The organism is Rhizobium herbae (assembly GCF_019511375.1).
Classification (GTDB): Bacteria; Pseudomonadota; Alphaproteobacteria; order Rhizobiales; family Rhizobiaceae; genus Pararhizobium; species Pararhizobium herbae_A.
In genome coordinates, this window is record NZ_JAEUAO010000006.1 from 131,035 (window position 1) to 150,309 (window position 19,275).

The 19,275-nt window shown below is 61.9% G+C and carries 20 protein-coding genes; 12 read left to right on the forward strand and 8 right to left on the reverse strand.

The annotated features are described in order from the left end of the window. Positions 1 to 182: 182 nt before the first annotated feature. Complete coding sequence (locus JNB71_RS21360; protein WP_220373794.1) at positions 183 to 629, forward strand: CBS domain-containing protein; 447 nt, start codon at positions 183 to 185, stop codon at positions 627 to 629. A 79-nt stretch (positions 630 to 708) separates the two neighbouring features. Here the strand turns inward: JNB71_RS21360 and JNB71_RS21365 are convergent, their stop codons facing one another. Together JNB71_RS21365 and JNB71_RS21370 are read right to left on the reverse strand one after the other, a co-directional pair. After that, positions 709 to 1,461 carry a carbonic anhydrase gene (locus JNB71_RS21365; protein ID WP_220373795.1) on the reverse strand — a complete coding sequence of 251 codons (753 nt, stop codon included), beginning with the start codon at positions 1,459 to 1,461 and terminating at the stop codon, positions 709 to 711. 221 nt (positions 1,462 to 1,682) lie between these two features. Then, complete coding sequence (locus tag JNB71_RS21370; RefSeq protein WP_220373796.1) at positions 1,683 to 2,759, reverse strand: D-TA family PLP-dependent enzyme; 1,077 nt, start codon at positions 2,757 to 2,759, stop codon at positions 1,683 to 1,685. A 193-nt stretch (positions 2,760 to 2,952) separates the two neighbouring features. On the opposite strand from JNB71_RS21370, the gene JNB71_RS21375 reads away from it, so the two are divergent. The 6 genes from JNB71_RS21375 to JNB71_RS21400 all read left to right on the forward strand — a co-directional run bounded on the left by JNB71_RS21375 (position 2,953) and on the right by JNB71_RS21400 (position 7,316). Next, positions 2,953 to 3,801 (forward strand): transporter substrate-binding domain-containing protein, encoded by an 849-nt coding sequence (locus JNB71_RS21375; RefSeq protein ID WP_220373797.1) that lies wholly within the window; start codon positions 2,953 to 2,955, stop codon positions 3,799 to 3,801. A gap of 75 nt (positions 3,802 to 3,876) precedes the next feature. Then, entirely contained in the window at positions 3,877 to 4,539 is a 663-nt protein-coding gene (locus JNB71_RS21380) for an amino acid ABC transporter permease (protein ID WP_220373798.1), read from the forward strand. Positions 4,540 to 4,544: 5 nt separating this feature from the next. Further along, entirely contained in the window at positions 4,545 to 5,210 is a 666-nt protein-coding gene (locus JNB71_RS21385) for an amino acid ABC transporter permease (protein WP_220373799.1), read from the forward strand. 13 nt (positions 5,211 to 5,223) lie between these two features. Continuing rightward, positions 5,224 to 5,994, forward strand: a complete 771-nt coding sequence (locus JNB71_RS21390) for an amino acid ABC transporter ATP-binding protein (RefSeq protein WP_220373800.1) — start codon at positions 5,224 to 5,226, stop codon at positions 5,992 to 5,994. Positions 5,995 to 6,071: 77 nt separating this feature from the next. Further along, the gene (locus JNB71_RS21395; RefSeq protein ID WP_220373801.1) at positions 6,072 to 6,461 is read left to right on the forward strand and encodes a RidA family protein; all 390 of its coding nucleotides are present in this window, start codon (positions 6,072 to 6,074) and stop codon (positions 6,459 to 6,461) included. A gap of 57 nt (positions 6,462 to 6,518) precedes the next feature. After that, the gene (locus JNB71_RS21400; protein WP_220373802.1) at positions 6,519 to 7,316 is read left to right on the forward strand and encodes an IclR family transcriptional regulator; all 798 of its coding nucleotides are present in this window, start codon (positions 6,519 to 6,521) and stop codon (positions 7,314 to 7,316) included. A gap of 28 nt (positions 7,317 to 7,344) precedes the next feature. Here JNB71_RS21400 and JNB71_RS21405 read toward each other — a convergent pair whose 3' ends face one another. From JNB71_RS21405 to JNB71_RS21420, 4 genes are all read right to left on the reverse strand, one after another. Further along, positions 7,345 to 8,136 carry a 3-methyl-2-oxobutanoate hydroxymethyltransferase gene (locus tag JNB71_RS21405; protein WP_220373803.1) on the reverse strand — a complete coding sequence of 264 codons (792 nt, stop codon included), beginning with the start codon at positions 8,134 to 8,136 and terminating at the stop codon, positions 7,345 to 7,347. Positions 8,137 to 8,246: 110 nt separating this feature from the next. Continuing rightward, complete coding sequence (locus tag JNB71_RS21410; protein ID WP_220373804.1) at positions 8,247 to 9,473, reverse strand: NAD(P)/FAD-dependent oxidoreductase; 1,227 nt, start codon at positions 9,471 to 9,473, stop codon at positions 8,247 to 8,249. Positions 9,474 to 9,487: 14 nt separating this feature from the next. After that, the gene (locus JNB71_RS21415; protein ID WP_220373805.1) at positions 9,488 to 9,802 is read right to left on the reverse strand and encodes a MocE family 2Fe-2S type ferredoxin; all 315 of its coding nucleotides are present in this window, start codon (positions 9,800 to 9,802) and stop codon (positions 9,488 to 9,490) included. A 35-nt stretch (positions 9,803 to 9,837) separates the two neighbouring features. Then, positions 9,838 to 10,923: a fatty acid desaturase family protein gene (locus JNB71_RS21420; RefSeq protein ID WP_220373806.1), complete on the reverse strand. Its 1,086-nt coding sequence runs from the start codon at positions 10,921 to 10,923 to the stop codon at positions 9,838 to 9,840. A gap of 155 nt (positions 10,924 to 11,078) precedes the next feature. Between JNB71_RS21420 and JNB71_RS21425 the strand changes: the two genes are divergently transcribed. The 5 genes from JNB71_RS21425 (at position 11,079) to JNB71_RS21445 (ending at position 17,036) form a co-directional block, all read left to right on the forward strand. Next, entirely contained in the window at positions 11,079 to 12,110 is a 1,032-nt protein-coding gene (locus JNB71_RS21425; RefSeq protein WP_220373807.1) for a LacI family DNA-binding transcriptional regulator, read from the forward strand. Positions 12,111 to 12,311: 201 nt separating this feature from the next. Then, positions 12,312 to 13,124 (forward strand): TIM barrel protein, encoded by an 813-nt coding sequence (locus JNB71_RS21430; protein WP_220373808.1) that lies wholly within the window; start codon positions 12,312 to 12,314, stop codon positions 13,122 to 13,124. Positions 13,125 to 13,356: 232 nt separating this feature from the next. After that, complete coding sequence (locus JNB71_RS21435; protein WP_220373809.1) at positions 13,357 to 14,289, forward strand: sugar ABC transporter substrate-binding protein; 933 nt, start codon at positions 13,357 to 13,359, stop codon at positions 14,287 to 14,289. A 151-nt stretch (positions 14,290 to 14,440) separates the two neighbouring features. Further along, the gene (locus JNB71_RS21440; RefSeq protein ID WP_220373810.1) at positions 14,441 to 15,979 is read left to right on the forward strand and encodes a sugar ABC transporter ATP-binding protein; all 1,539 of its coding nucleotides are present in this window, start codon (positions 14,441 to 14,443) and stop codon (positions 15,977 to 15,979) included. Between the two features lie 34 nt (positions 15,980 to 16,013). Beyond that, positions 16,014 to 17,036, forward strand: a complete 1,023-nt coding sequence (locus JNB71_RS21445) for an ABC transporter permease (RefSeq protein WP_220373811.1) — start codon at positions 16,014 to 16,016, stop codon at positions 17,034 to 17,036. Between the two features lie 248 nt (positions 17,037 to 17,284). Here JNB71_RS21445 and pcaF read toward each other — a convergent pair whose 3' ends face one another. Continuing rightward, positions 17,285 to 18,487 carry a 3-oxoadipyl-CoA thiolase gene (pcaF, locus tag JNB71_RS21450; RefSeq protein WP_220373812.1) on the reverse strand — a complete coding sequence of 401 codons (1,203 nt, stop codon included), beginning with the start codon at positions 18,485 to 18,487 and terminating at the stop codon, positions 17,285 to 17,287. Further along, positions 18,487 to 19,269, reverse strand: coding sequence for a CoA-transferase subunit beta (locus JNB71_RS21455; RefSeq protein ID WP_220373813.1), 783 nt, complete (start codon positions 19,267 to 19,269; stop codon positions 18,487 to 18,489). Before JNB71_RS21455 ends, pcaF begins: the two co-directional genes overlap by 1 nt. Positions 19,270 to 19,275: the final 6 nt, after the last annotated feature.

The window sequence follows — 19,275 nt, forward strand, 5'->3', positions numbered from 1 at the left end:
GGGCAATGCCGCACGATGCGACGGACAACCGGCGCACAAGAGAACGCGGCCGTTGTTAAAGCGGTGGCGATCTACAATCTGTGAGCGCAGCTCCAAGCTGTCCAAGCGCCTGAAAACTCAAGGGGGAACAATTTCGATGGCTGCGTGTTCCGGAACATAGGGTACCTGAAAAGGAGGAAGCCATGAAAGTTCGCGAAGCTATGACGCGTGATGTTCGCATTGCAACCCCCGACCAGACAATCCAGGAGGCAGCGGCAATCATGGCCGAGATCGACGCCGGCATTGTTCCCGTTCGTGAAAACGATCGGCTGGTGGGCATGATCACCGATCGTGACATTGCCGTGCGCGCGGTGGCCAAGGGCTTGGGTCCGCAATCCAGAATCGCCGACGTAATGTCCCGCGAAGTCAAATACTGCTATGAGGACGACGATACGCACGACGTGCTGGAAAATCTTGGCGATCAGCAACTGCGGCGTCTTCCCGTGATCAATCGGGACAAACGGCTGGTCGGCATATTGTCGCTTGGCGATCTGGCAACTTCGGGCGCAAACGGGGCGACCGGAGAAGCTTTGGCAGGGATTTCCCAGCCTGGCGGCAGTCATTCGCAGACCGCGAGCGTCGGTGGATAATGGTCGTCCAAGGGTTGGGCGGCGCAAACCGATAGAAGGCCGGACGCGGGCGATTTCCGCTCGCGCCCGAAATGTGACCTTAGCTGGAGCTTAGAATATAACGCCGATTGGTGACAAGCGCCGGCCGGGCATTCATAGAGTAGAGTGCAGTGAACTTCTTGATATCGGCGGGGTCCACCTCGACGGGGTTCTTCGCCACCATCCAGTCAACAATTTCGCTGCACGGCGGTGTCGTCAGCGATCCCTCATAGGCCCAATAGCTGAGAGCCGACGGGAGCAACGCGCTCGGATCCACCCCCTCCAAGCCGGCTTCTTCACCGGCTTTTTGCGGGAAAGCGGCCGCCAGGCTTGCAAAGGTCTTATTGGCAACTCCGGGGACGAGGAAAACGCCAAATACACCAAGGGCGCCCGTTTCTGCGTGCTTGTGGACGAAATGCACCTCCATAGGGAAGGACTTTCCTTCGACCAGGTGTTCGCTTGGAGCGTGGAAATGATACTGCACGAGATCGTAGGTCCGGTCACCGCGGCGCAGCGTGCCGCCGGGCGCCGCTTTCACCTGGATCGTATGCCCATTGTTGAGGATCGTGCCGCCGCCCTTCCAGTCGATTGCAAGGTCTGGAATATCGGCCTTGACCGCGTCTCTGATGTCGAGCGGCGATTGCTGCGAACCGGCTGCGCAAGCGCTGTTGTCTTTGCTCAAGGAGCCCCAATGCTCGGGGCCCGCTTCGCCTTCGTAGCTCCAATGCACCCCTTCTGCGGCGTATGCGGTTTTGACGCAGAGCGGACATGCGGCAAGCAAGGCTAGGCCCCTGAGGAAGTCACGCCTTTCCATATGTATTCCCTTTCGATTGAACGGCGAGCATGAAGCGCTCGTAACGCCGGCATCTTTGGCATGGGCATCCCCTCTGTCAATTTGACCTAAAGCCCGAAGCGAGAAGATTGCGCGAACTGGATAGTCCGGTGCGCCTCGCGGGCCCCTTGGGGGCCTTTTTTATTTCGGTGCTGAAGTCCGGCGGCATGCTTCGCGCCGGCGGAGCAACCGGCCGATGGACATTAAACAATGCGGCCGCGGGCGACGACGGGCCAGACGGCTGAAATCTCGCCGTGCTCCACGACATTCACCGCGTCGACCATATTGGTGACCACGCAGGCATGATTGGGCACGATGCGGAGCTTGTCGCCGACCTCCAGATTGATCGGCCCGTCGCTGACGAGCCGGCCATGTTCTTCAGAGAGTTGGTCGATAGAAATGTCGTCGCGACCGAGTACGTGACCGTAACCCGAAAGGCCCAGAAGGTCGGAGGTTAGCGTCTTCGAGCCAGCATCGATGATGGCGCGGTTTTCGGCCGGCACCGACACGACAGTCGCGAGCACGGTCAGCGCGCAATCCTCCCACCCGCAGACACCGCGCGAGACGAGGGAACGGTCGTTGTAGACATAGGTGCCTGGGCGATATTCGGTCGTGACCGGAGCCTCGGCGGCCTGCATCATCGACGGTGTTCCGCCCGATGTGACAACAGGTACCTTCATGCCAGCCGCCTCGATGAAGGCTTTCGCGCGGGTCATGAAGGACTCGACTGCGGCTGCAGCACCGGTCGGGGGATAGGTCATCAGGCCGCCGAAGACGAGACCAGGGGCATTGGCGATCCGTCGCGCGAGTGCCGCCGCCGCCTCGGGAGTTGGCACGCCACAACGGTCCGCGCCGGTGTTGCACTCCACCAGGACAGCAAGCGGCGTCGGCTGGGAAGCGAACGCATGGGAGAGGCCGTCGATGACGGTTTCATTGTCAGCAACGACGCTGAGCGTCACCTTGCGGGCAAGCGATGCCAGATGCTCGAGCTTCTCGGTGCCAAGGATATTGTAGGTGATCAGCACGTCGCGAATTTCAGGGCTGCCGGCAACCATGGCTTCGGCTTCCGACACCTTCTGACAGGTGATGCCCACGGCCCCCGCCCTCAATTGCATCTCGGCCACGGCAGGCAGTTTATGCGTCTTGATATGCGGGCGAACCTTCAGCCCATGGGCGTCCGCATAGATCTGGAACCGCTCGATGTTGCGGCGGGCGGTGTCGAGATCGACAAGGACGGCCGGTGTGTTCACGGTCTGAAGCGTCGCGGCGGCCATGGTCATGGGGACCCTCTCAAGAAAATTTCCGATGAAAATTCAGGCGGAGGAAACCGCCGCATTGCCTGTTTGCGCAGATTCCTACCCGCCCAAGTCTTGACAATTTATGCATCCTGTCGCTGAATACGTCAATCCAGTAAAACAGACATATGTCCACAATACTGGACATCAGAAAATGACCGTTCATCAGGGGAACATCATGATCATCTCGCTCCGCGCCGGCGCGCTTTCGCTGGCTACCGCCTTCCTTCTTTCCGCAATGCCCGCCGCCGCGCAGCAGGCGACCAGCAAACTCGATGAGGTTCTGGCTCGCGGCCATCTTGTCCTCGGCACCGGCAGCACAAACGCGCCGTGGCACTTCAAGAGCGCCGAAGACAAGCTCCAGGGTTTCGACGTCGACATAGGCCGCATCGTCGCCAAGGCACTGTTCGGCGATCCCGACAAGATCGAATACGTCAACCAATCGTCCGACGCCCGAATTCCGAACATCACCACCGACAAGGTGGACCTGACCTGCCAGTTCATGACGGTGACCGGCGAACGTGCCCAGCAGATCGCCTTCACCATTCCCTACTACCGGGAAGGTGTCGGCCTGATGCTCAAGGCTGACGGCAAATATGCCGACTATGCGGCGCTGAAGGCTGCAGGGTCTTCCGTGACCATTTCGGTTCTGCAGAACGTCTATGCCGAGGACATGGTGCATGCGGCGCTGCCGGAGGCGACCGTCGACCAGTATGAATCCGTCGATCTGATCTATCAGGCGCTGGAATCCGGCCGTGCCGATGCGGCGGCCACCGACCAGTCCTCGCTTGCCTGGTACATGACCCAGAACCAGGGCCGCTACAAGGATGCCGGCTACGGCTGGAACCCGCAGACCTATGCCTGCGGCGTCAAGCGCGGCGACCAGGACTGGCTGAACTTCGTCAACACCGCGTTGCACGAGGCGATGACCGGCGTCGAGTTCGATTTCTATGCCAAATCCTTCAAAACCTGGTTTGGCAAAGATCTGGCACCGCCGCAGATCGGCTTCCCGGTCGAGTACAAATAAGGCCGAACGGCAGTCGTTGGGACGAAGGGTATTCGCCCTTCGTCCTTCCCCCACCCTCTACGGCAGGATGCCGCCATGGGTTATACGCTCAATTTCGCCGCCGTCTGGCGCAGCTTCGACCAGCTTCTCGAAGGCTTGCTGCTGAGCCTTGGTCTGGCTTTCGTTTCCATCCTGATCGGCGCCGCCATCGGCTTGCTGGTCGCCTTCGCGCTCATTGCCAAAAGCGGCTGGCTTCAGCAGCCGGCGGCAACCTACGTGACGATCATCCGCAACCTGCCGATTCTTGTGCTGGTGCTCTTTGCCTATTTTGCCCTGCCACAAATGGGCGTGCGGCTGGGCAAGATCGAGAGTTTCGTCGCCGTGCTGTCGATCTATTCCGGCGCGTATCTGGCCGAGGTGTTCCGCGCGGGTCTCATCTCCATTCCCAGAGGACTGACGGAGGCCGGCCTCGCCATCGGGCTGACGCCGATGCAGATTCGCGTGTCGATCATCGTGCCGCTTATGCTGCGCAACATCCTGCCTTCATTGTCCTCGACGGTGATTTCGCTGTTCAAGGATACGTCGCTGGCAGCGGCCATCGCGGTGCCGGAACTCACGTTCGAGGCGCGCAAGATCAATGTCGAGACCTTCCGGGTCATCGAGACGTGGATCGTCGCTTCGGGCCTCTACGTCGCCACCTGTTCCGTGCTTGCGGCGCTGATGCGCATGGTCGAGCGCCGGCTTGCCGTTCCGAGGTGATGACAATGACGGAAATCTCCGCCTTCTTCGATCAACTCTGGATCGCCCGCTTCGTTGTCCTCAAAGGGCTGGGCGTCACCGTATCGATCTCGCTTCTCTCGATCATTGCCGGGTCGCTGCTCGGTGTTCTTGTCGGCCTGTCTCTTGTCTACGGCAACCGGCTGCTGCGGCTCGTGGTCCGGGCCTATACCGACTTCATCCGCGGCACGCCGGTGCTCGTGCTGGTTCTCGCCAGCTACTATGTGCTCTCCACGATCGGTATCGAACTGGGGCCGTTCCAGGCCGGAATCCTGGCGTTGGCGATCTTCTGCTCGTCGCATGTCGGTGAGATCGTCCGCGGCGGGCTGCAGGCTATTCCCAAGGGGCAGACCGAAGCTGCCAAGGCGATCGGGCTGACGTTCCGCCAGACATTCGCCTATGTTCTCTGGCCGCAGGCGCTGCGGCAATTCCTGCCCGCCTGGGTGAATACGGCCGCCGAGATGGTCAAGGCTTCGACCCTGCTCTCCGTCATTGGCGTCGCCGAACTGCTCTTGCGCACGCAGGAAATCATCTCGCGCAACTTCCTGAGCCTGCAGTTCTATTTCTTCGCCGGGCTTCTCTACTTCACCATCAATTACGGCATCGAGCGGTTCGGCAAATATGTCGAGCGCAAGACCGCCGTCCCGTCCTGAGGGCTCCCACGACATGAGCAAGGTACTTCTGGAAATACAGGGGCTGCGCAAGCAGTACGGCACCGTCGAGGTGCTGAAGGGCGTGGATTGCACCATGCAGGAAGGCGAAGTGATCTCAATCATCGGCTCATCAGGTTCCGGCAAGACGACGATGCTGCGCTGCATCAACATGCTGGAGGAATTCCAGGGCGGACGCATCCTGCTCGAGGGCGAAGACATCGGCTATGAACAGACCGGCACTCTCCGCAAGCGCAAAAGCGAGAAGGACATCGCCCGGCAGCGCGCGCTGACCGGCATGGCCTTTCAGCAGTTCAACCTCTTCCCGCATATGACCGCAGCGCATAACGTGATGCTCGGTCTCGTCAAGGTGAAAAAGCTTTCGCGCGACGAAGCGCGGGCCATCGCCGAAAAATGGCTGGACCGCGTTGGCCTTGCCTCCCGCGCCGATCACTATCCGGGCCAGCTTTCCGGCGGCCAGCAGCAACGCGTGGCGATCGCCCGGGCGATCGCAATGAACCCGCGGCTGATGCTGTTCGATGAGGTCACCTCGGCGCTGGACCCGGAGCTGGTGGGCGAAGTGCTCCAGGTCATCAAGGGATTGGCGGCGGACGGCATGAGCATGCTGCTCGTCACCCACGAGATGCGCTTTGCCTATGAAGTCTCCTCGCGGGTGATCTTCATGAATCAGGGCGTGATCTGCGAGGAAGGCGACCCGAAGGAGATGTTCCTGAGGCCGAAGACCGAGCGGCTCGCCGATTTCCTCAAGACATCCAGTTTCAACTGAACGGGATGAGAAAGGTGTGAAGTGGTTTTCCGCTCACATCCCGTTCCATCTCAAACAAAGACAAAGAGAGAATCCTCATGACTATTAAGCGTTATGGCGCCGGCGAAACGGGTGCCGGTGGTCAGCCCCTGCCCTTTGCCCGTGCGGTGGAAGCAAACGGTTGGCTGCATGTGTCTGGCCAGGTGCCGATGGAAAATGGCGAGATCGTGCCCGGCGGCATTGTAGCCGAGAGCCGGAGGGCCATTGAGAACCTGATCGCCATCCTGCATGAGGCGGGCTACGGCATCGAGGACGTTGTCCGCGTCGGCGTCTGGCTGGACGATCCGCGGGATTTCTGGAGCTTCAACGGCGTCTACGCCGAATATTTCGGCGTCAATCCTCCGGCCCGTGCCTGCGTGCAGTCGCGCATGATGGTCGATTGCAAGGTGGAAGTCGATTGCATCGCCTATCGGGCGGACAGGGCTTGAAATGCAGGGCGCGGCTTGCAAATGTCGCGCCCGTGAACTTTGAAGAGGACGGATCGAATGGCTGATGGCGCAGAAGACATCGTATCGCGGCGCACGCGGGGTCTTGATCGTGCCTTCGAGATTCTTGAATTCCTGCGCACGAAACGCCAGCCGATGCGGCCGAACGAGATTGCCGTCGAGATCGGCGCACCGCGTTCGTCCGTCTACGAACTGATCAACCTTCTCTTGCGCCACGGCATGCTGGACTATCAGGGCGGCGACGGTCGGGTGTTTCTGGGTCGCAAGCTCTATTTCCTGGGCACGGCCTATGCCGACCAGTTCGACCTGATGCGCGAATCCGAGGACACGCTCGTCCGGCTGGCGGAGGAAACGCGTGAGACCGCGCAGATGTGCCTGCTGGAAGGCAACAAATATACGGTTGCCATGATGCGCGAAGGTGTGCGCGCATTCCGCATTTCCTCCAATATCGGCGAGTTGGTGCCGATCCCGTGGACCGCTTCCGGCCGCCTGTTGGTGGCACATCTCACCGACGCGGAGATTATCGATCTCATTCCCACCAGCGACTTCATTCTGCCGAACGGCAAGCGGCTGGATCCGGCACAGTTCATCGCGGAAGTCCGGCAAGCTGCCCTCGACGGCTTTTTCACCTTCAACAGCGCGGTGGAGACCTTCACGCACTGCTTTGCGGTACCGGTGTATCAGGCCGATGGCCAATGCGTCGCCACGCTCTGCCTCGTGACCCCGAAGGAAGACGGGCTGCGCAATCGCCAGAGCTATCTCGACAGCCTTCTTGCCGCCGCGCATGAATTGTCCGAGCAACTCGGTTATGCCGCAGGCCGCAAGCGCGCCGGGTAGAGGCTACTCAAGCGCCTCGGGTCACCTCTCAATCCAACGCCAGGAGAAACGCCTCGAGCTCCGCCGGATCAATACCCACCAGATGCGCTTCGCCCGGATAGGCACCGGATTTGACGTCGGCGACATATTCGCAGAAGGCGGCGATGCGTTCCTGGTGCAGACGATCATATTCTGCCGCGAAGTTGCGGTAGATCTTGGCGTGACGCGGAACATGGCCACGGTTGGCGCCGAGCACGTCGTCGGCAAACAGATATTGCGCATCGCAACCACTGCCGGCGCCCATGGAAAGCATCAGCATCGCGGTGCGCTTGCTGACCGCGCTGGCGACGTCGCCCGGCACGACCTCGATTTCGGCGGCGAAGGCGCCTGCCTCTTCGAGCTCCTTGGTCTGGCGCCAGATCTCCAGCGCGCCAAGCGCCGTCTTGCCGACGGCGCGGAAACCACCGGTCCAGGTGGCCTTTGAAGGAACAAGACCGAGATGCCCGCAGACCGGAATGCCCTCGTCGCGCATGCGGCGCACCGTCTGGAGACTGGCCGCGCAATAGACGGCATCACCGCCGGCCTTCAGCGCCTGGAATGCCGCGCGGATATACTCTTCGGCGGTGACGAGATCACCATATTCGAGGCCGGGAAAGGCAAAGACCGAGGGGGCAGCCTCGCGGAAGGCTGGCCCCAGCAACGCAGGCGGCACGGAAACCAGGTCGACCCCCGCCCGCTCTGCGGCGTCGGCCTCATCCAGCGTTTCGACGCGCAGCATGCTGAGTTGGCGTTTGCCCTTCATTGACAGAAGGTCGACCACGGTCGGGCGGCGGTGTCTCATTGATCTCTCCCCATGTGGTCGGCGTCACGGCCGCCACCGACTGGTTCTATGGTTGTTTTAGAATGGAGGCGGTGGGCGGCGGCTGCAGGAAACGAGCATCTTCCGGAGCTTCAGGCGACAAGCAATGTCTTCAGCTTGGTTCCCGGCGAGGCAAGCGCCACCGGATCGGGACGCAAACGCGCCGCGATCATCCTTTCAGCAAGACGGATGTCGCGCGCGACGGCATTACCCGGGCCGATGCCGCTGGCTGCGATCAGGCGTCCATCGATGTCGAGGTGGAAGAGAATGAAGGCGCCCTCTGTGACATGCCTCCAAACGGCCTGCGTCGCCCCGTCGGCGATGCCGGCAATCTGCAGCGTGAGATCGTACTGATCGGACCAGAACCACGGCACGGCCGACACCGTCTCCTCTGCACCGAGCAGGTTGGCGGCGGCAAGCGTGCCCTGGTCCTGCGCATTGCGCCAGGCCTCCAGCCGCACGCGGCGGCCGCCATAATGCGGCAATGGAAAGGAGCAGCAATCGCCGGCGGCAAAGATATCCGGATCGGATGTTCGCAAGTGCGCATCGACGGCGATGCCGTTGTCGATCACAAGACCAGCATCGCGGGCAAGCTCGACATTCGGGACGGCGCCGATACCAACGACGATCAGATCAGCGGCAATCGTGCGGCCATCCTCCGTCAGGATGCGCGCGTGGTCAGGACCTTCCGACAATTGCTGGATCGCCACGCCGCAAAGAATTTCCACGCCCTCCGCCTTGTGCCGCGCGGCGATCACAGCAGACAGTTCGGCGGGCACACCGCGGCTGAGAATGCGTGGCAGGCCCTCAACCAGCGTAACCTTGGCGCCGAGCTTGCGGGCGGTTGCGGCAAGCTCCAGGCCGATGAAGCCGCCGCCGATGATGGCCAGATGCGCGCCCGGCTGCACGCCGGCGCGAATTGCAATGGCGTCGCCATGGGTGCGCAGCGTCCTGATACGATGATTGCGGCCTGAAAGCCCCGGAAAGGGCCGTGGCCGGGCGCCGGTCGTCAACAGCAGGCGGTCGTAGGAAAGCATTTGACCATCGGAAAGCCGTGCGGTCTTGCCGGCGCGGTCGATGCTCTCGACGGTGCGGCCGGTCAGAACCTCGATTCCGGCATCGGCATAGCGGGCTGCGTCCGAAACCAGTTTCGGTTCGAGGCCATTGAGCAGCGCCTCCTTCGACAGCGGCGGGCGCTCGTAAGGAAGATGCTCCTCTGCGCCGACCAGGGTGATCTGCCCGTCGAAGTTCCTTTCCCTCAACGCGAAGGCGGCGCGCGCACCGCACTCCCCTGCTCCGATGATGACGATGTGCGACATGATGGGGGTCCTTCTCACGCAACCGCGATGAAGACGCTGCCGCCTTCGACCTTGACCGGATAGGTCTTGAGGTCGACGCAAACGGGCGCGCCCTTGGCTTCGCCGGTCTTGTAGCTGAACCGGCCGTTGTGTTTCGGACATTCGATGATGTCGTCCATCACCAGCCCCTCAGCAAGATGGATTTTCTCATGTGTGCAGAGGCCATCGGTTGCAAAAAATTCGTCATCGGGGCTGCGATAGACTGCGAACGTCCTGCCCGCATGATCGAAGCGGATGACATCCTCTTCGTCGATCTCGTCCGTCGCGCAGACTTCCACCCAATTGCTCATGCTTTCCTCCAGTCGATAGTGTTCAGTGCACCGTTCTATTCGGCGGCGATCGGTTCGGCGTGCAGTTCTTCCCGGTAGGGCTTGGCCGTCGGCGGCAGTTCGCGTTTGAGAAAATAGTCCTCGTTCCTGATCTGGCGCAGGAAGGCCGGGATCATCTCGCGATAGCCTTCGATGATCGATTTGTTCGGTGCCGGCAGGTCGTGCTTGATCATCTCATGCAACTGCGGCAGCGCATGGAAGGGGACCATCGGGAACATGTGATGTTCAACGTGGTAATTCATGTTCCAGTAAACGAACCGGCTGAAGGGATTCATGTAGACGGTGCGGCTGTTCAGCCGATGATCGATGACATTGTCGGCAAGGCCGCCATGTTGCAAAAGGCCAGTCATCACATGGTGCCAGGCGCCATAGAGGCGCGGCAGACCGATCAGCATCAGCGGCCGGATCGAGCCCATGGCGATCGCAAGGGCGATTGTCGCGACATAGATCGCCAGCCAGATACGGGCGACGCGGATGGCACGCGGCTGCTCCTGCTCCGGGATGAAGGTCTTTTCCTCCGCACTGATCACACCGGCGGCGTTGCGGACCATGTCAATCGTCGCATGGAAGACATCGAGAATACCGAAGAAGTTAAGGCCCAGACGGAGGAGATCCGGCGGGCGCATGACGGCGATTTCCGGATCACGGCCGACAATAATGGTGTCGGTATGATGGCGCGTATGGCTCCAACGCCAGGTCACCGGATTGCGCATCATCATGAAGCAGGCGATCTCGTAGACGGCATCGTTCATCCAGCGTGTCTTGAAGGCCGTGCCGTGGCCGCATTCGTGCCAGCGGGAATCGGAGGCTGAACCATACATCACGCCATAGACAAGGAAGAACGGCACACACCACCAGGAACCCCACCAATAATTGCCGAGAGCGCCGCACACGACCATGCTGCCGAGCCAGAGGATGGTATCGCGAATGGCCGGTCCGTCCTCGCGCCTCATCAAGTCCTTCATCTGCTTGCGCGAAATGTCGGTGTGATACCACTCGGCGGCGGCAAGTCCGCTTTCGACGGCGGCCTGGGCATCGCGCCCCAGCAGACTGTAGTCGCGTTTCGTGGCAACCCTGTTCATCTCTATCCTCCCTGCGCATCTAATGCGGATGCGCCTTGTGCTGTGGTCATGAGGATAGGTTGACTTTCCCGGCAGCTCAATGCAGCCTTGATATATTCTATCAAAACACATCATAGCTGACTGGGCGGAATGATAGCTTGCATCAGGAGGAATACATGGCCGGACGACCAACCATTGCCGATCTTGCGAAGGCCGCCGGCGTCAGCGTCGCCACCGTGGACCGGGTGCTGAACGGCCGTCACCGGGTACGCGAGGAAACAGCCCGTCGGGTATATGATGCGGCCAAATCGATCGGCTACCATGCGGTCGGCCTGCTGCGGCAAAGGGTGTTCGAGGATCTTCCGCAATACCGATTGGGCTTCATCCTGCAGAAGCCCAATCAGTATTTCTACCAGTCCATGGCCCGCGAACTCGAGAACGCGGCCCTTTCGGCGCCTGGCGTTCGCATCACCCCGCAGATCGACTTCAACATGAGCGCGACGCCGACAGCCCTGGTGGAAAAGCTGAAGGCGGTTGCGGCGCGCTGCCAGGCCATCGCCCTGGTCAGCCCGGACTATCCGGCAGTTACCGCTGCCATCGAGGAGTTGAAGGAGAAGGGGACTCCGGTCTTCTCGCTGCTTTCCGACTTCGCAGCCGGCGTACGCGAGGGGTATGTTGGTCTCAATAATCGCACGGTCGGGCGCACCGCAGCCTGGATGGTCGCCAAGGCGGCGAAAAAGCCGGGCAAGGTTGCGACCTTCATCGGCAGCCACAGGTTTCACGGGCACGAACTGCGCGAAATCGGATTCCGCTCCTATTTCCGGGAGAATGCGCCGGACTTCGAAGTGCTCGACACGATGGTCAACCTTGATACGGAGGAGATCACCCATGAAGCGACGGTCAACCTCCTGCAGCGCCACCCGGACCTGATCGGCTTCTATGTCTGCGGAGGCGGGATGGAGGGTGCTATCTCGGCGCTGCGGGAAGAGAAAATGGTCGGCAAGCTGCTTGTGGTCGTCAATGAGTTGACGCCGGAGTCGCGGGCGGCACTCGCGGAGGATCTCGTCACCATGGCGATTGCCACCCCCGTCGCCCAACTCGCGCGCGAAGTGGTCGGCCTGATGGTCGGCGCCATCGATCGCGGCCTTGCCGCGGTTCCTGGCCAGACGTTTCTCCCCTTCGACATCTTCACCCCTGAGAACATCTGAGCGCTCTGGCGCCATATGATAGATTTTCATCATCCAGTGTTCGCATTCTTTCACAGATGCGAGAGAAGCGGCACGTTCCGCTTTGACTGATGGGCGATAAGCTGCTGATGCTGCAATCCCGATCCCGGGTGCGCCGCAGCGAAAAGCCATGCCGCGTCGCCGCCCTCCTCGTCGGGTGTCTTTACAGGAGGAACATTGCCCATGACGTCCGTCCCATTCGCTCTCAACCACATCACCGCGCCGGCGCTGCCGCTCAAGGACTTTTTCGCGTTGGCCGCATCGCTCGGCATTTCGGCGGTGGAAATCCGCAACGATCTCGCCGGCAAAGCGATCATCGACGGCACGCCGGCCCACGACGTCAAGGCGCTGGCCCAGACGCACGGGCTGACGATCATTTCGATCAACGCGCTGCAGCGGTTCAACGAATGGAACGAGGAGCGCGCCCGCGAGGCGCAGGACCTCGTCACTTACGCGCGCGATTGCGGCGCCAAGGCGCTTGTCCTCGTTCCCGTCAATGATGGCAGCGGTCAAGGGGACGGTGAGCGGCAGACCGATCTGCGCCAGGCGCTGACGGCGCTGAAGCCGATGTTGGATGAGGCGGGCATCGTTGGTCTCGTCGAACCGCTCGGCTTCGAGATCTGCTCGCTGCGCTCGAAAACCGAGGCGGCGGAAGGTATTCGGGCTGTGGGAGGTGAAGGGACGTTCCAACTCGTGCATGACACATTCCACCATCATCTCGCAGGGGAAGAAACATTCCATCCGGAATTGACTGGCCTTGTCCACATCTCGGGCGTCGTCGATCCCGCTGTCACTGTCAGCGCTATGCGCGACGCGCACCGCGTGCTGGTGGGTGCCGGCGACCGGCTCGACAATGCTGGCCAGATGAACAAATTGCGGAATGGCTGCTATTCCGGGCCCTTTTCCTTCGAGTCCTTCTCGTCGGAGGTGCATCAGTTGAGCAATGTCGAGGCCGCCTTGCGCGACAGCATGGCGTTCCTGGCGTCAAGGGCGTGAACCTGCAAGCGCATCACTTGCTTTTTTGCGTGAATATAGGACGTCGCGCACTTGACGGCCAACTAAATAATAGAATACATATTCCGTATTAGCAAACTTTCGGTTTGTTTATTCTGTTTTGATGGCCTGCCACGGGAGAGGTGGGCGACAAGAAACAGGCATCCCCGCTCCGCGGCGATGCCTCCGGCTTGTGGAGGGTGGTCGCCGGACACCGTTTTGTGGAGGAAATAGCATGAAGAAAATGATCATGGGCGCGGCTCTGGCTGTGATGATGTCATCGGCAGCGCATGCCGCCGAAACGGTCGGCGTTTCGATGGCGCTGTTCGACGACAACTTCCTGACGGTTCTGCGCAACGGTATGCAGGATTATGCCAAGACGCTCGAGGGCGTGACGCTGCAAGTCGAAGACGCTCAGAACGACGTTGCCAAGCAACAGAGCCAGATCCAGAACTTCATCGCCGCCGGCGTGGATGCGATCATCGTCAACCCGGTCGATACCGATGCGACCGCTGCCATGTCCAAGCTCGCCGCGGATGCCGGTGTTCCCCTCGTGTACGTCAACCGCGAGCCGAGCAACATCGACAGTCTTCCGGAAAAGCAGGCTTTCGTCGCTTCCAACGAGGCCGAATCCGGCACGCTGGAAACCCAGGAAGTCTGCAAGCTGCTCGGCGGCAAGGGCAAGGCTGTCGTGATGATGGGCGAGCTTTCCAACCAGGCGGCCCGCATGCGCACCAAGGATGTCCATGACGTGCTGGCGACCGACGCCTGCAAGGGTATCGAGATCGTTGAAGAGCAGACGGCAAACTGGTCGCGTACCCAGGGCGCCGACCTCGTAACCAATTGGCTTTCGGCCGGTCTGGAATTCGATGCCGTTATCGCCAACAACGACGAAATGGCCATCGGCGCGATCCAAGCTCTGAAGGCCGCCGGCCGCTCCATGGACAGCGTCGTCATCGGCGGTGTCGATGCGACGCAGGACGCACTCGCGGCCATGGCTGAAGGCGACCTCGACGTCACCGTGTTCCAGAACGCTGCCGGTCAGGGCCAGGGTTCGCTCGATGCGGCGCTCAAGCTTGCGCGTGGCGAAGCGGTCGACAAGAAGGTCTACATTCCCTTCGAGCTGGTCACCCCGGCCAATCTCAAGGACTACCAGGCCAAGAACTAAGCCAGTGATCCCGGAGCGCGGCGCGGCTGCGCTCCGGGTTGCCCGGTTTTTATGACGGACGACGCATGTTGCGTCCGATGAAACCATGCGAGAACCCTGGATGCTTCCGCGCGCGGGTTCTGGCCAATGAGGCGACAGGGAGGGTCATGGTATGGTTAGTCCGACGACTATGGCGGCGGTACGGGCGAGCGGGGCGATCCCGAACGCGGAGTATCTGCTTGCGGTTGAGGGCGTTCGCAAGGAGTTTCCGGGCGTGGTTGCGCTCGACGACGTGTCGTTCCGGCTGAAGCGCGGCACGGTGCATGCGCTGATGGGCGAGAACGGCGCCGGCAAGTCGACGCTGATGAAGATTCTGGCCGGCATCTACACGCCCGACAGGGGCGAGGTGAAGTTCAAGGGCGTCGACATCCAATTGAAATCGCCGCTCGATGCGCTGGAAAACGGCATCGCGATGATCCATCAGGAGCTCAACCTGATGCCGTTCATGACAGTGGCCGAGAACATCTGGATCCGCCGCGAGCCGAAGACCCGCCTCGGCTTTGTCGACCACCGCGAGATGAACCGGATGACGGCGGCGCTGTTTGCCCGGCTGAACATTGCCCTCGATCCGCAGGCCGAGGTGCGCGACCTGTCGATCGCCAACCGCCAGATGGTCGAGATCGCCAAGGCGGTGTCGTACCAGTCCGACGTGCTGATCATGGACGAGCCGACCTCGGCGCTGACCGAACGCGAGGTGGCGCATCTGTTCACCATCATCCGCGACCTGCGCCGCCAGGGCATCGGCATCGTCTACATCACCCACAAGATGAACGAGCTGTTCGAGATCGCCGACGAGTTCTCGGTGTTCCGCGACGGCAAGTATATCGGCACGCATGCCTCCAGCGACGTGACGCGCGACGACATCATCCGCATGATGGTCGGCCGCGAGATCACCCAGATGTTCCCGAAGGAGGAGGTGCCGATCGGCGATGTCGTGCTGTCGGTCAAGGACCTGACGCTTGACGGCGTCTTCCACGATGTCTCGTTCGAGGTGCGGGCGGGCGAGATCCTCGGGCTTGCCGGCCTGGTCGGCTCCGGCCGCTCGAACGTCGCCGAGGCATTGTTCGGCGTCACGCCGGCCAGTTCCGGCTCGATCGCCATCAATGGCCAGCCGGTCGCCATCACCTCGCCGACCGAGGCGATCGCCAACCGTATGGCGTTTTTGACCGAGGACCGCAAGGACACCGGCTGCCTGCTGATCCTCAACATCCTGGAGAACATGCAGATCGCCGTGCTGCAGGACCAGTTCGTCAGGCTGGGCTTTGTCGAGCAGCAGGCGCTGTCGGCGCAATGCGAGGAGATGGCCCGCAAGCTCAGGGTCAAGACGCCGAACCTGGCCGAGCGCATCGAGAACCTGTCCGGCGGCAACCAGCAGAAGGCGCTGATCGGCCGCTGGCTGTTGACCCGGCCGCGCATCCTGATCCTCGACGAGCCGACGCGCGGCATCGACGTCGGCGCCAAGGCGGAAATTCACCGGCTGGTGACGGAACTCGCCCGCGACGGCGTCGCCGTCATCATGATCTCGTCGGAGATGCCCGAGGTGCTCGGCATGAGCGACCGCATCATGGTCATGCACGAAGGCCGGGTCACCGGCTTCCTCGACCGGGCCGAGGCCAGCCAGATCAAGGTGATGGAACTGGCCGCGCGCTGACGGCGGGGCAATCAACCACAGGGAGGAGACAGCAATGGAGACCAACGTCGCGGCAGGGGCCAATCCCCCGCTTGCCAAATCCGCACGGCGCATCCCGCCGGAGTTCAACATTTTCCTGGTTCTGGTCGGCATTGCGCTGGTCTACGAGGTGCTCGGCTGGATCTTCGTCGGCCAGAGCTTCCTGATGAATTCGCAGCGGCTGACGATCATGATCCTGCAGGTGGCGGTGATCGGCATCATCGCCGTTGGCGTGACCCAGGTGATCATCACCGGCGGCATCGACCTGTCCTCCGGCTCTGTCGTCGGGATGACGGCGATGATCGCCGCCAGCGTCGCCCAGGCCTCGACCTGGCCGCGGGCGCTGTATCCGTCGCTGACCGACCTGCCGGCGATCGTGCCGATCGGGCTTGGCCTTTGCATCGGCTTGTTGGCCGGCTTCATCAACGGCCAGCTGATCGCCCGCACCAGGATCCCGCCGTTCATCGCCACGCTCGGCATGATGGTCTCGGCCCGCGGCCTGTCGAAGTGGTACACCAAGGGCCAGCCGGTGTCGGGCCTGACGGACCAGTTCAACTTCATCGGGACCGGCATCTGGCCGGTGGTCATCTTCCTCGTCGTCGCGCTGATCTTCCATATCGCCCTGCGCTATACACGCTACGGCAAGTTCACCTATGCGATCGGCGCCAACGTCCAGGCCGCCCGCGTCTCCGGCATCAATGTCGAGGTGCATCTGGTCAAGGTCTATGCGATCGCCGGCATGCTGGCGGGGCTTGCCGGCGTCGTGACGGCGGCCCGCGCCCAGACGGCGCAGGCCGGCATGGGCGTGATGTACGAACTCGACGCCATCGCCGCCACCGTCATCGGCGGCACCTCGCTCACCGGCGGCGTCGGCCGCATCACCGGAACCGTCATCGGAACCGTCATCCTCGGCGTCATGACATCCGGCTTCACCTTCCTGCGCGTCGACGCCTACTACCAGGAAATCGTCAAGGGCCTCATCATCATCGCTGCCGTCGTCGTCGACGTCTATCGCCAGAAGGGACGCAAAAAGGTGTGAGCGGGTGACTTTTCCTTGATCGCATCGCTTGCTTCTCCCCAGGTGACGCGATCAAGGCGGTGGGCAAGGCGGTGCGGCCTTTGCCCCAAATTACGCGGTGGCGGCAATCTTGCTGCTGCCGCGTCTTTTTATCCCAACGCCGGAAATGCCGTCGAGAGATTGCCTCTCAAACGACGTGGGGATGATCGAAAGTGATGTTAGCCTATCAAGCCGAAACCGGGGGCGGAGCAATCCGCCGCCGGTTTCGGTCAAACGCGCTCCAGGGCGAGGGCAATACCCTGCCCTACGCCGATGCACATGGTCGACAGCGAATAGCGACCGCCGCCTAGCTTGAGCTCGAGCGCCGCCGTTCCTGTAATCCGGGCGCCGGACATGCCGAGCGGGTGTCCGAGCGCGATGGCGCCGCCGTTTCGATTGACGCGAGGATCGTCGTCGCCAATACCGAGTTCGCGCAGGACCGCAAGACCCTGCGATGCGAAGGCTTCGTTGAGTTCGATAACATCGAAATCGCTGGCCTTAAGCCCCAGCCGCGCCATAAGCTTGCGTGACGCCGGCGCCGGGCCGATGCCCATGATGCGCGGCGGCACACCGGCGGCAGCGCCCCCCATGACGCGGGCGATCGGCGAGAGCCCGTGCTTTTTCGCACCAGCTTCCGAAGCGATGATGAGCGCGGCAGCGCCATCGTTGACGCCCGAGGCATTGCCCGCCGTAACCGAGCCGCCTTCGCGGAACGGCGCCTTGAGCTTGGCAAGCGTATCTATCGTGGTTGCGCGCGGGTGCTCGTCCCTGTCAACGACGATCGGATCGCCCTTGCGCTGCGGAATTGTGACGGGGGTAATCTCATGCCCCAGACGACCGCTCTCCTGCGCGGCAGCCGCCTTGTTCTGCGAGCGGACGGCAAACGCGTCCTGGTCCGCGCGGCTGATCTTGAAATCCTCGGCGACGTTCTCACCGGTCTCCGGCATGGAATCGACGCCGTATTGCTTCTTCATCAGCGGGTTGACGAAGCGCCAACCAATCGTCGTGTCATGGATTTCGGCTGAACGGGAAAAGGCGCTTTCGGCCTTGGGCAGGACGAAGGGCGCACGCGACATGCTCTCGACGCCGCCGGCGATCATCAGGTCCGCTTCGCCGGATCGTATGGCGCGGGCTGCGGCGATCACCGCATCCATGCCCGAGCCGCAGAGCCGGTTGATCGTCGTGCCCGAGACCCCGGACGGCAGCCCCGCCAGAAGCAGCGACATCCGCGCGACATTGCGGTTGTCTTCGCCCGCCTGATTGGCGCAGCCAAAGATCACGTCGTCGACGGCCTGCCAGTCGACGGAAGCGTTTCGCTGCATCAGCGCTTTCAGCGGAACCGCCCCGAGGTCGTCGGCACGCACGAGGGAAAGCGAACCGCCGAACCGGCCGATCGGCGTGCGGATGTAATCGCAGATATAGGCCTCGGCCATCACGCCGCCTCCTTGTTGCCCTGATGGGCTTTTTTCGTGCGTGCATTGATGTCGCGCAACGTCGTCAGCTCGGTCTCGGTCGGCACGGGCGTGTCGATCACCGTCTCGGCGAACCTGATCGGCCAGCCGCAATTGTCGATGATCTCTTCGCGTGTGGCGCCCTGGTGTATCGACATGACGGTCAATTCCTTGGTGGCGGGATCCGGCTCAAGGACGCAGAGATCGGTGATGACGCGCGTCGGTCCCTTCGTCTTCAAGCCAAGCCGCTCGCGGTGATTGCCGCCTTCGCCGTGGCCCATGGAGGTGATGAAAGGCAGCCTGTCGACGAAGCCGCGCTTGGAAAGCGCCATGGTGATGAAGATCTGGCCGCAATTGCTGGCAATTTCCGGCGCGCCACCGCCGCCAGGCAGGCGGACCTTCGGGCGGTCATAAGGGCCGACGACGGTGGTGTTCAGATTGGCGAACCTGTCGATCTGGGCGCCGCCGAGGAAGCCGGTGGTGATGCGGCCGCCCTGCAGCCAGTAGCGAAACATTTCCGGCACCGAGACGGTGAAGAGTGCGGTATCGCACAACTCGCCGTCTCCGATCGACAGCGGCAGCACATCCGGCCGGGTGCCAACCGTGCCGCTTTCGTAGATCAATGTGATATCGGGCGCGTGGGTGAGGCGGGCGACGTTGCAGGCGGCAGATGGCGCGCCGATGCCGACGAAGCAGACGTCGTCATTGGTGAGCGCTCGGGCTGCCGCGATGGTCATCATTTCGGTCGGGGTAAAATCGCTCATCGTCCT

What these genes read in the sequence shown, in the direction of transcription:
- JNB71_RS21440 (WP_220373810.1), top strand. Translation starts at nt 14,441, where the DNA reads ATGGTTAGTCCGACGACTATGGCGGCGGTACGGGCGAGCGGGGCGATC.
- JNB71_RS21390 (WP_220373800.1), top strand. Translation starts at nt 5,224, where the DNA reads ATGAGCAAGGTACTTCTGGAAATACAGGGGCTGCGCAAGCAGTACGGC.
- JNB71_RS21445 (WP_220373811.1), top strand. Translation starts at nt 16,014, where the DNA reads ATGGAGACCAACGTCGCGGCAGGGGCCAATCCCCCGCTTGCCAAATCC.
- JNB71_RS21455 (WP_220373813.1), bottom strand. Translation starts at nt 19,269, where the DNA reads ATGAGCGATTTTACCCCGACCGAAATGATGACCATCGCGGCAGCCCGA.
- JNB71_RS21365 (WP_220373795.1), bottom strand. Translation starts at nt 1,461, where the DNA reads ATGGAAAGGCGTGACTTCCTCAGGGGCCTAGCCTTGCTTGCCGCATGT.
- JNB71_RS21370 (WP_220373796.1), bottom strand. Translation starts at nt 2,759, where the DNA reads ATGACCATGGCCGCCGCGACGCTTCAGACCGTGAACACACCGGCCGTC.
- JNB71_RS21435 (WP_220373809.1), top strand. Translation starts at nt 13,357, where the DNA reads ATGAAGAAAATGATCATGGGCGCGGCTCTGGCTGTGATGATGTCATCG.
- JNB71_RS21400 (WP_220373802.1), top strand. Translation starts at nt 6,519, where the DNA reads ATGGCTGATGGCGCAGAAGACATCGTATCGCGGCGCACGCGGGGTCTT.
- JNB71_RS21420 (WP_220373806.1), bottom strand. Translation starts at nt 10,923, where the DNA reads ATGAACAGGGTTGCCACGAAACGCGACTACAGTCTGCTGGGGCGCGAT.
- JNB71_RS21385 (WP_220373799.1), top strand. Translation starts at nt 4,545, where the DNA reads ATGACGGAAATCTCCGCCTTCTTCGATCAACTCTGGATCGCCCGCTTC.
- JNB71_RS21405 (WP_220373803.1), bottom strand. Translation starts at nt 8,136, where the DNA reads ATGAGACACCGCCGCCCGACCGTGGTCGACCTTCTGTCAATGAAGGGC.
- JNB71_RS21415 (WP_220373805.1), bottom strand. Translation starts at nt 9,802, where the DNA reads ATGAGCAATTGGGTGGAAGTCTGCGCGACGGACGAGATCGACGAAGAG.
- JNB71_RS21375 (WP_220373797.1), top strand. Translation starts at nt 2,953, where the DNA reads ATGATCATCTCGCTCCGCGCCGGCGCGCTTTCGCTGGCTACCGCCTTC.
- JNB71_RS21395 (WP_220373801.1), top strand. Translation starts at nt 6,072, where the DNA reads ATGACTATTAAGCGTTATGGCGCCGGCGAAACGGGTGCCGGTGGTCAG.
- pcaF (WP_220373812.1), bottom strand. Translation starts at nt 18,487, where the DNA reads ATGGCCGAGGCCTATATCTGCGATTACATCCGCACGCCGATCGGCCGG.
- JNB71_RS21425 (WP_220373807.1), top strand. Translation starts at nt 11,079, where the DNA reads ATGGCCGGACGACCAACCATTGCCGATCTTGCGAAGGCCGCCGGCGTC.
- JNB71_RS21430 (WP_220373808.1), top strand. Translation starts at nt 12,312, where the DNA reads ATGACGTCCGTCCCATTCGCTCTCAACCACATCACCGCGCCGGCGCTG.
- JNB71_RS21380 (WP_220373798.1), top strand. Translation starts at nt 3,877, where the DNA reads ATGGGTTATACGCTCAATTTCGCCGCCGTCTGGCGCAGCTTCGACCAG.
- JNB71_RS21360 (WP_220373794.1), top strand. Translation starts at nt 183, where the DNA reads ATGAAAGTTCGCGAAGCTATGACGCGTGATGTTCGCATTGCAACCCCC.
- JNB71_RS21410 (WP_220373804.1), bottom strand. Translation starts at nt 9,473, where the DNA reads ATGTCGCACATCGTCATCATCGGAGCAGGGGAGTGCGGTGCGCGCGCC.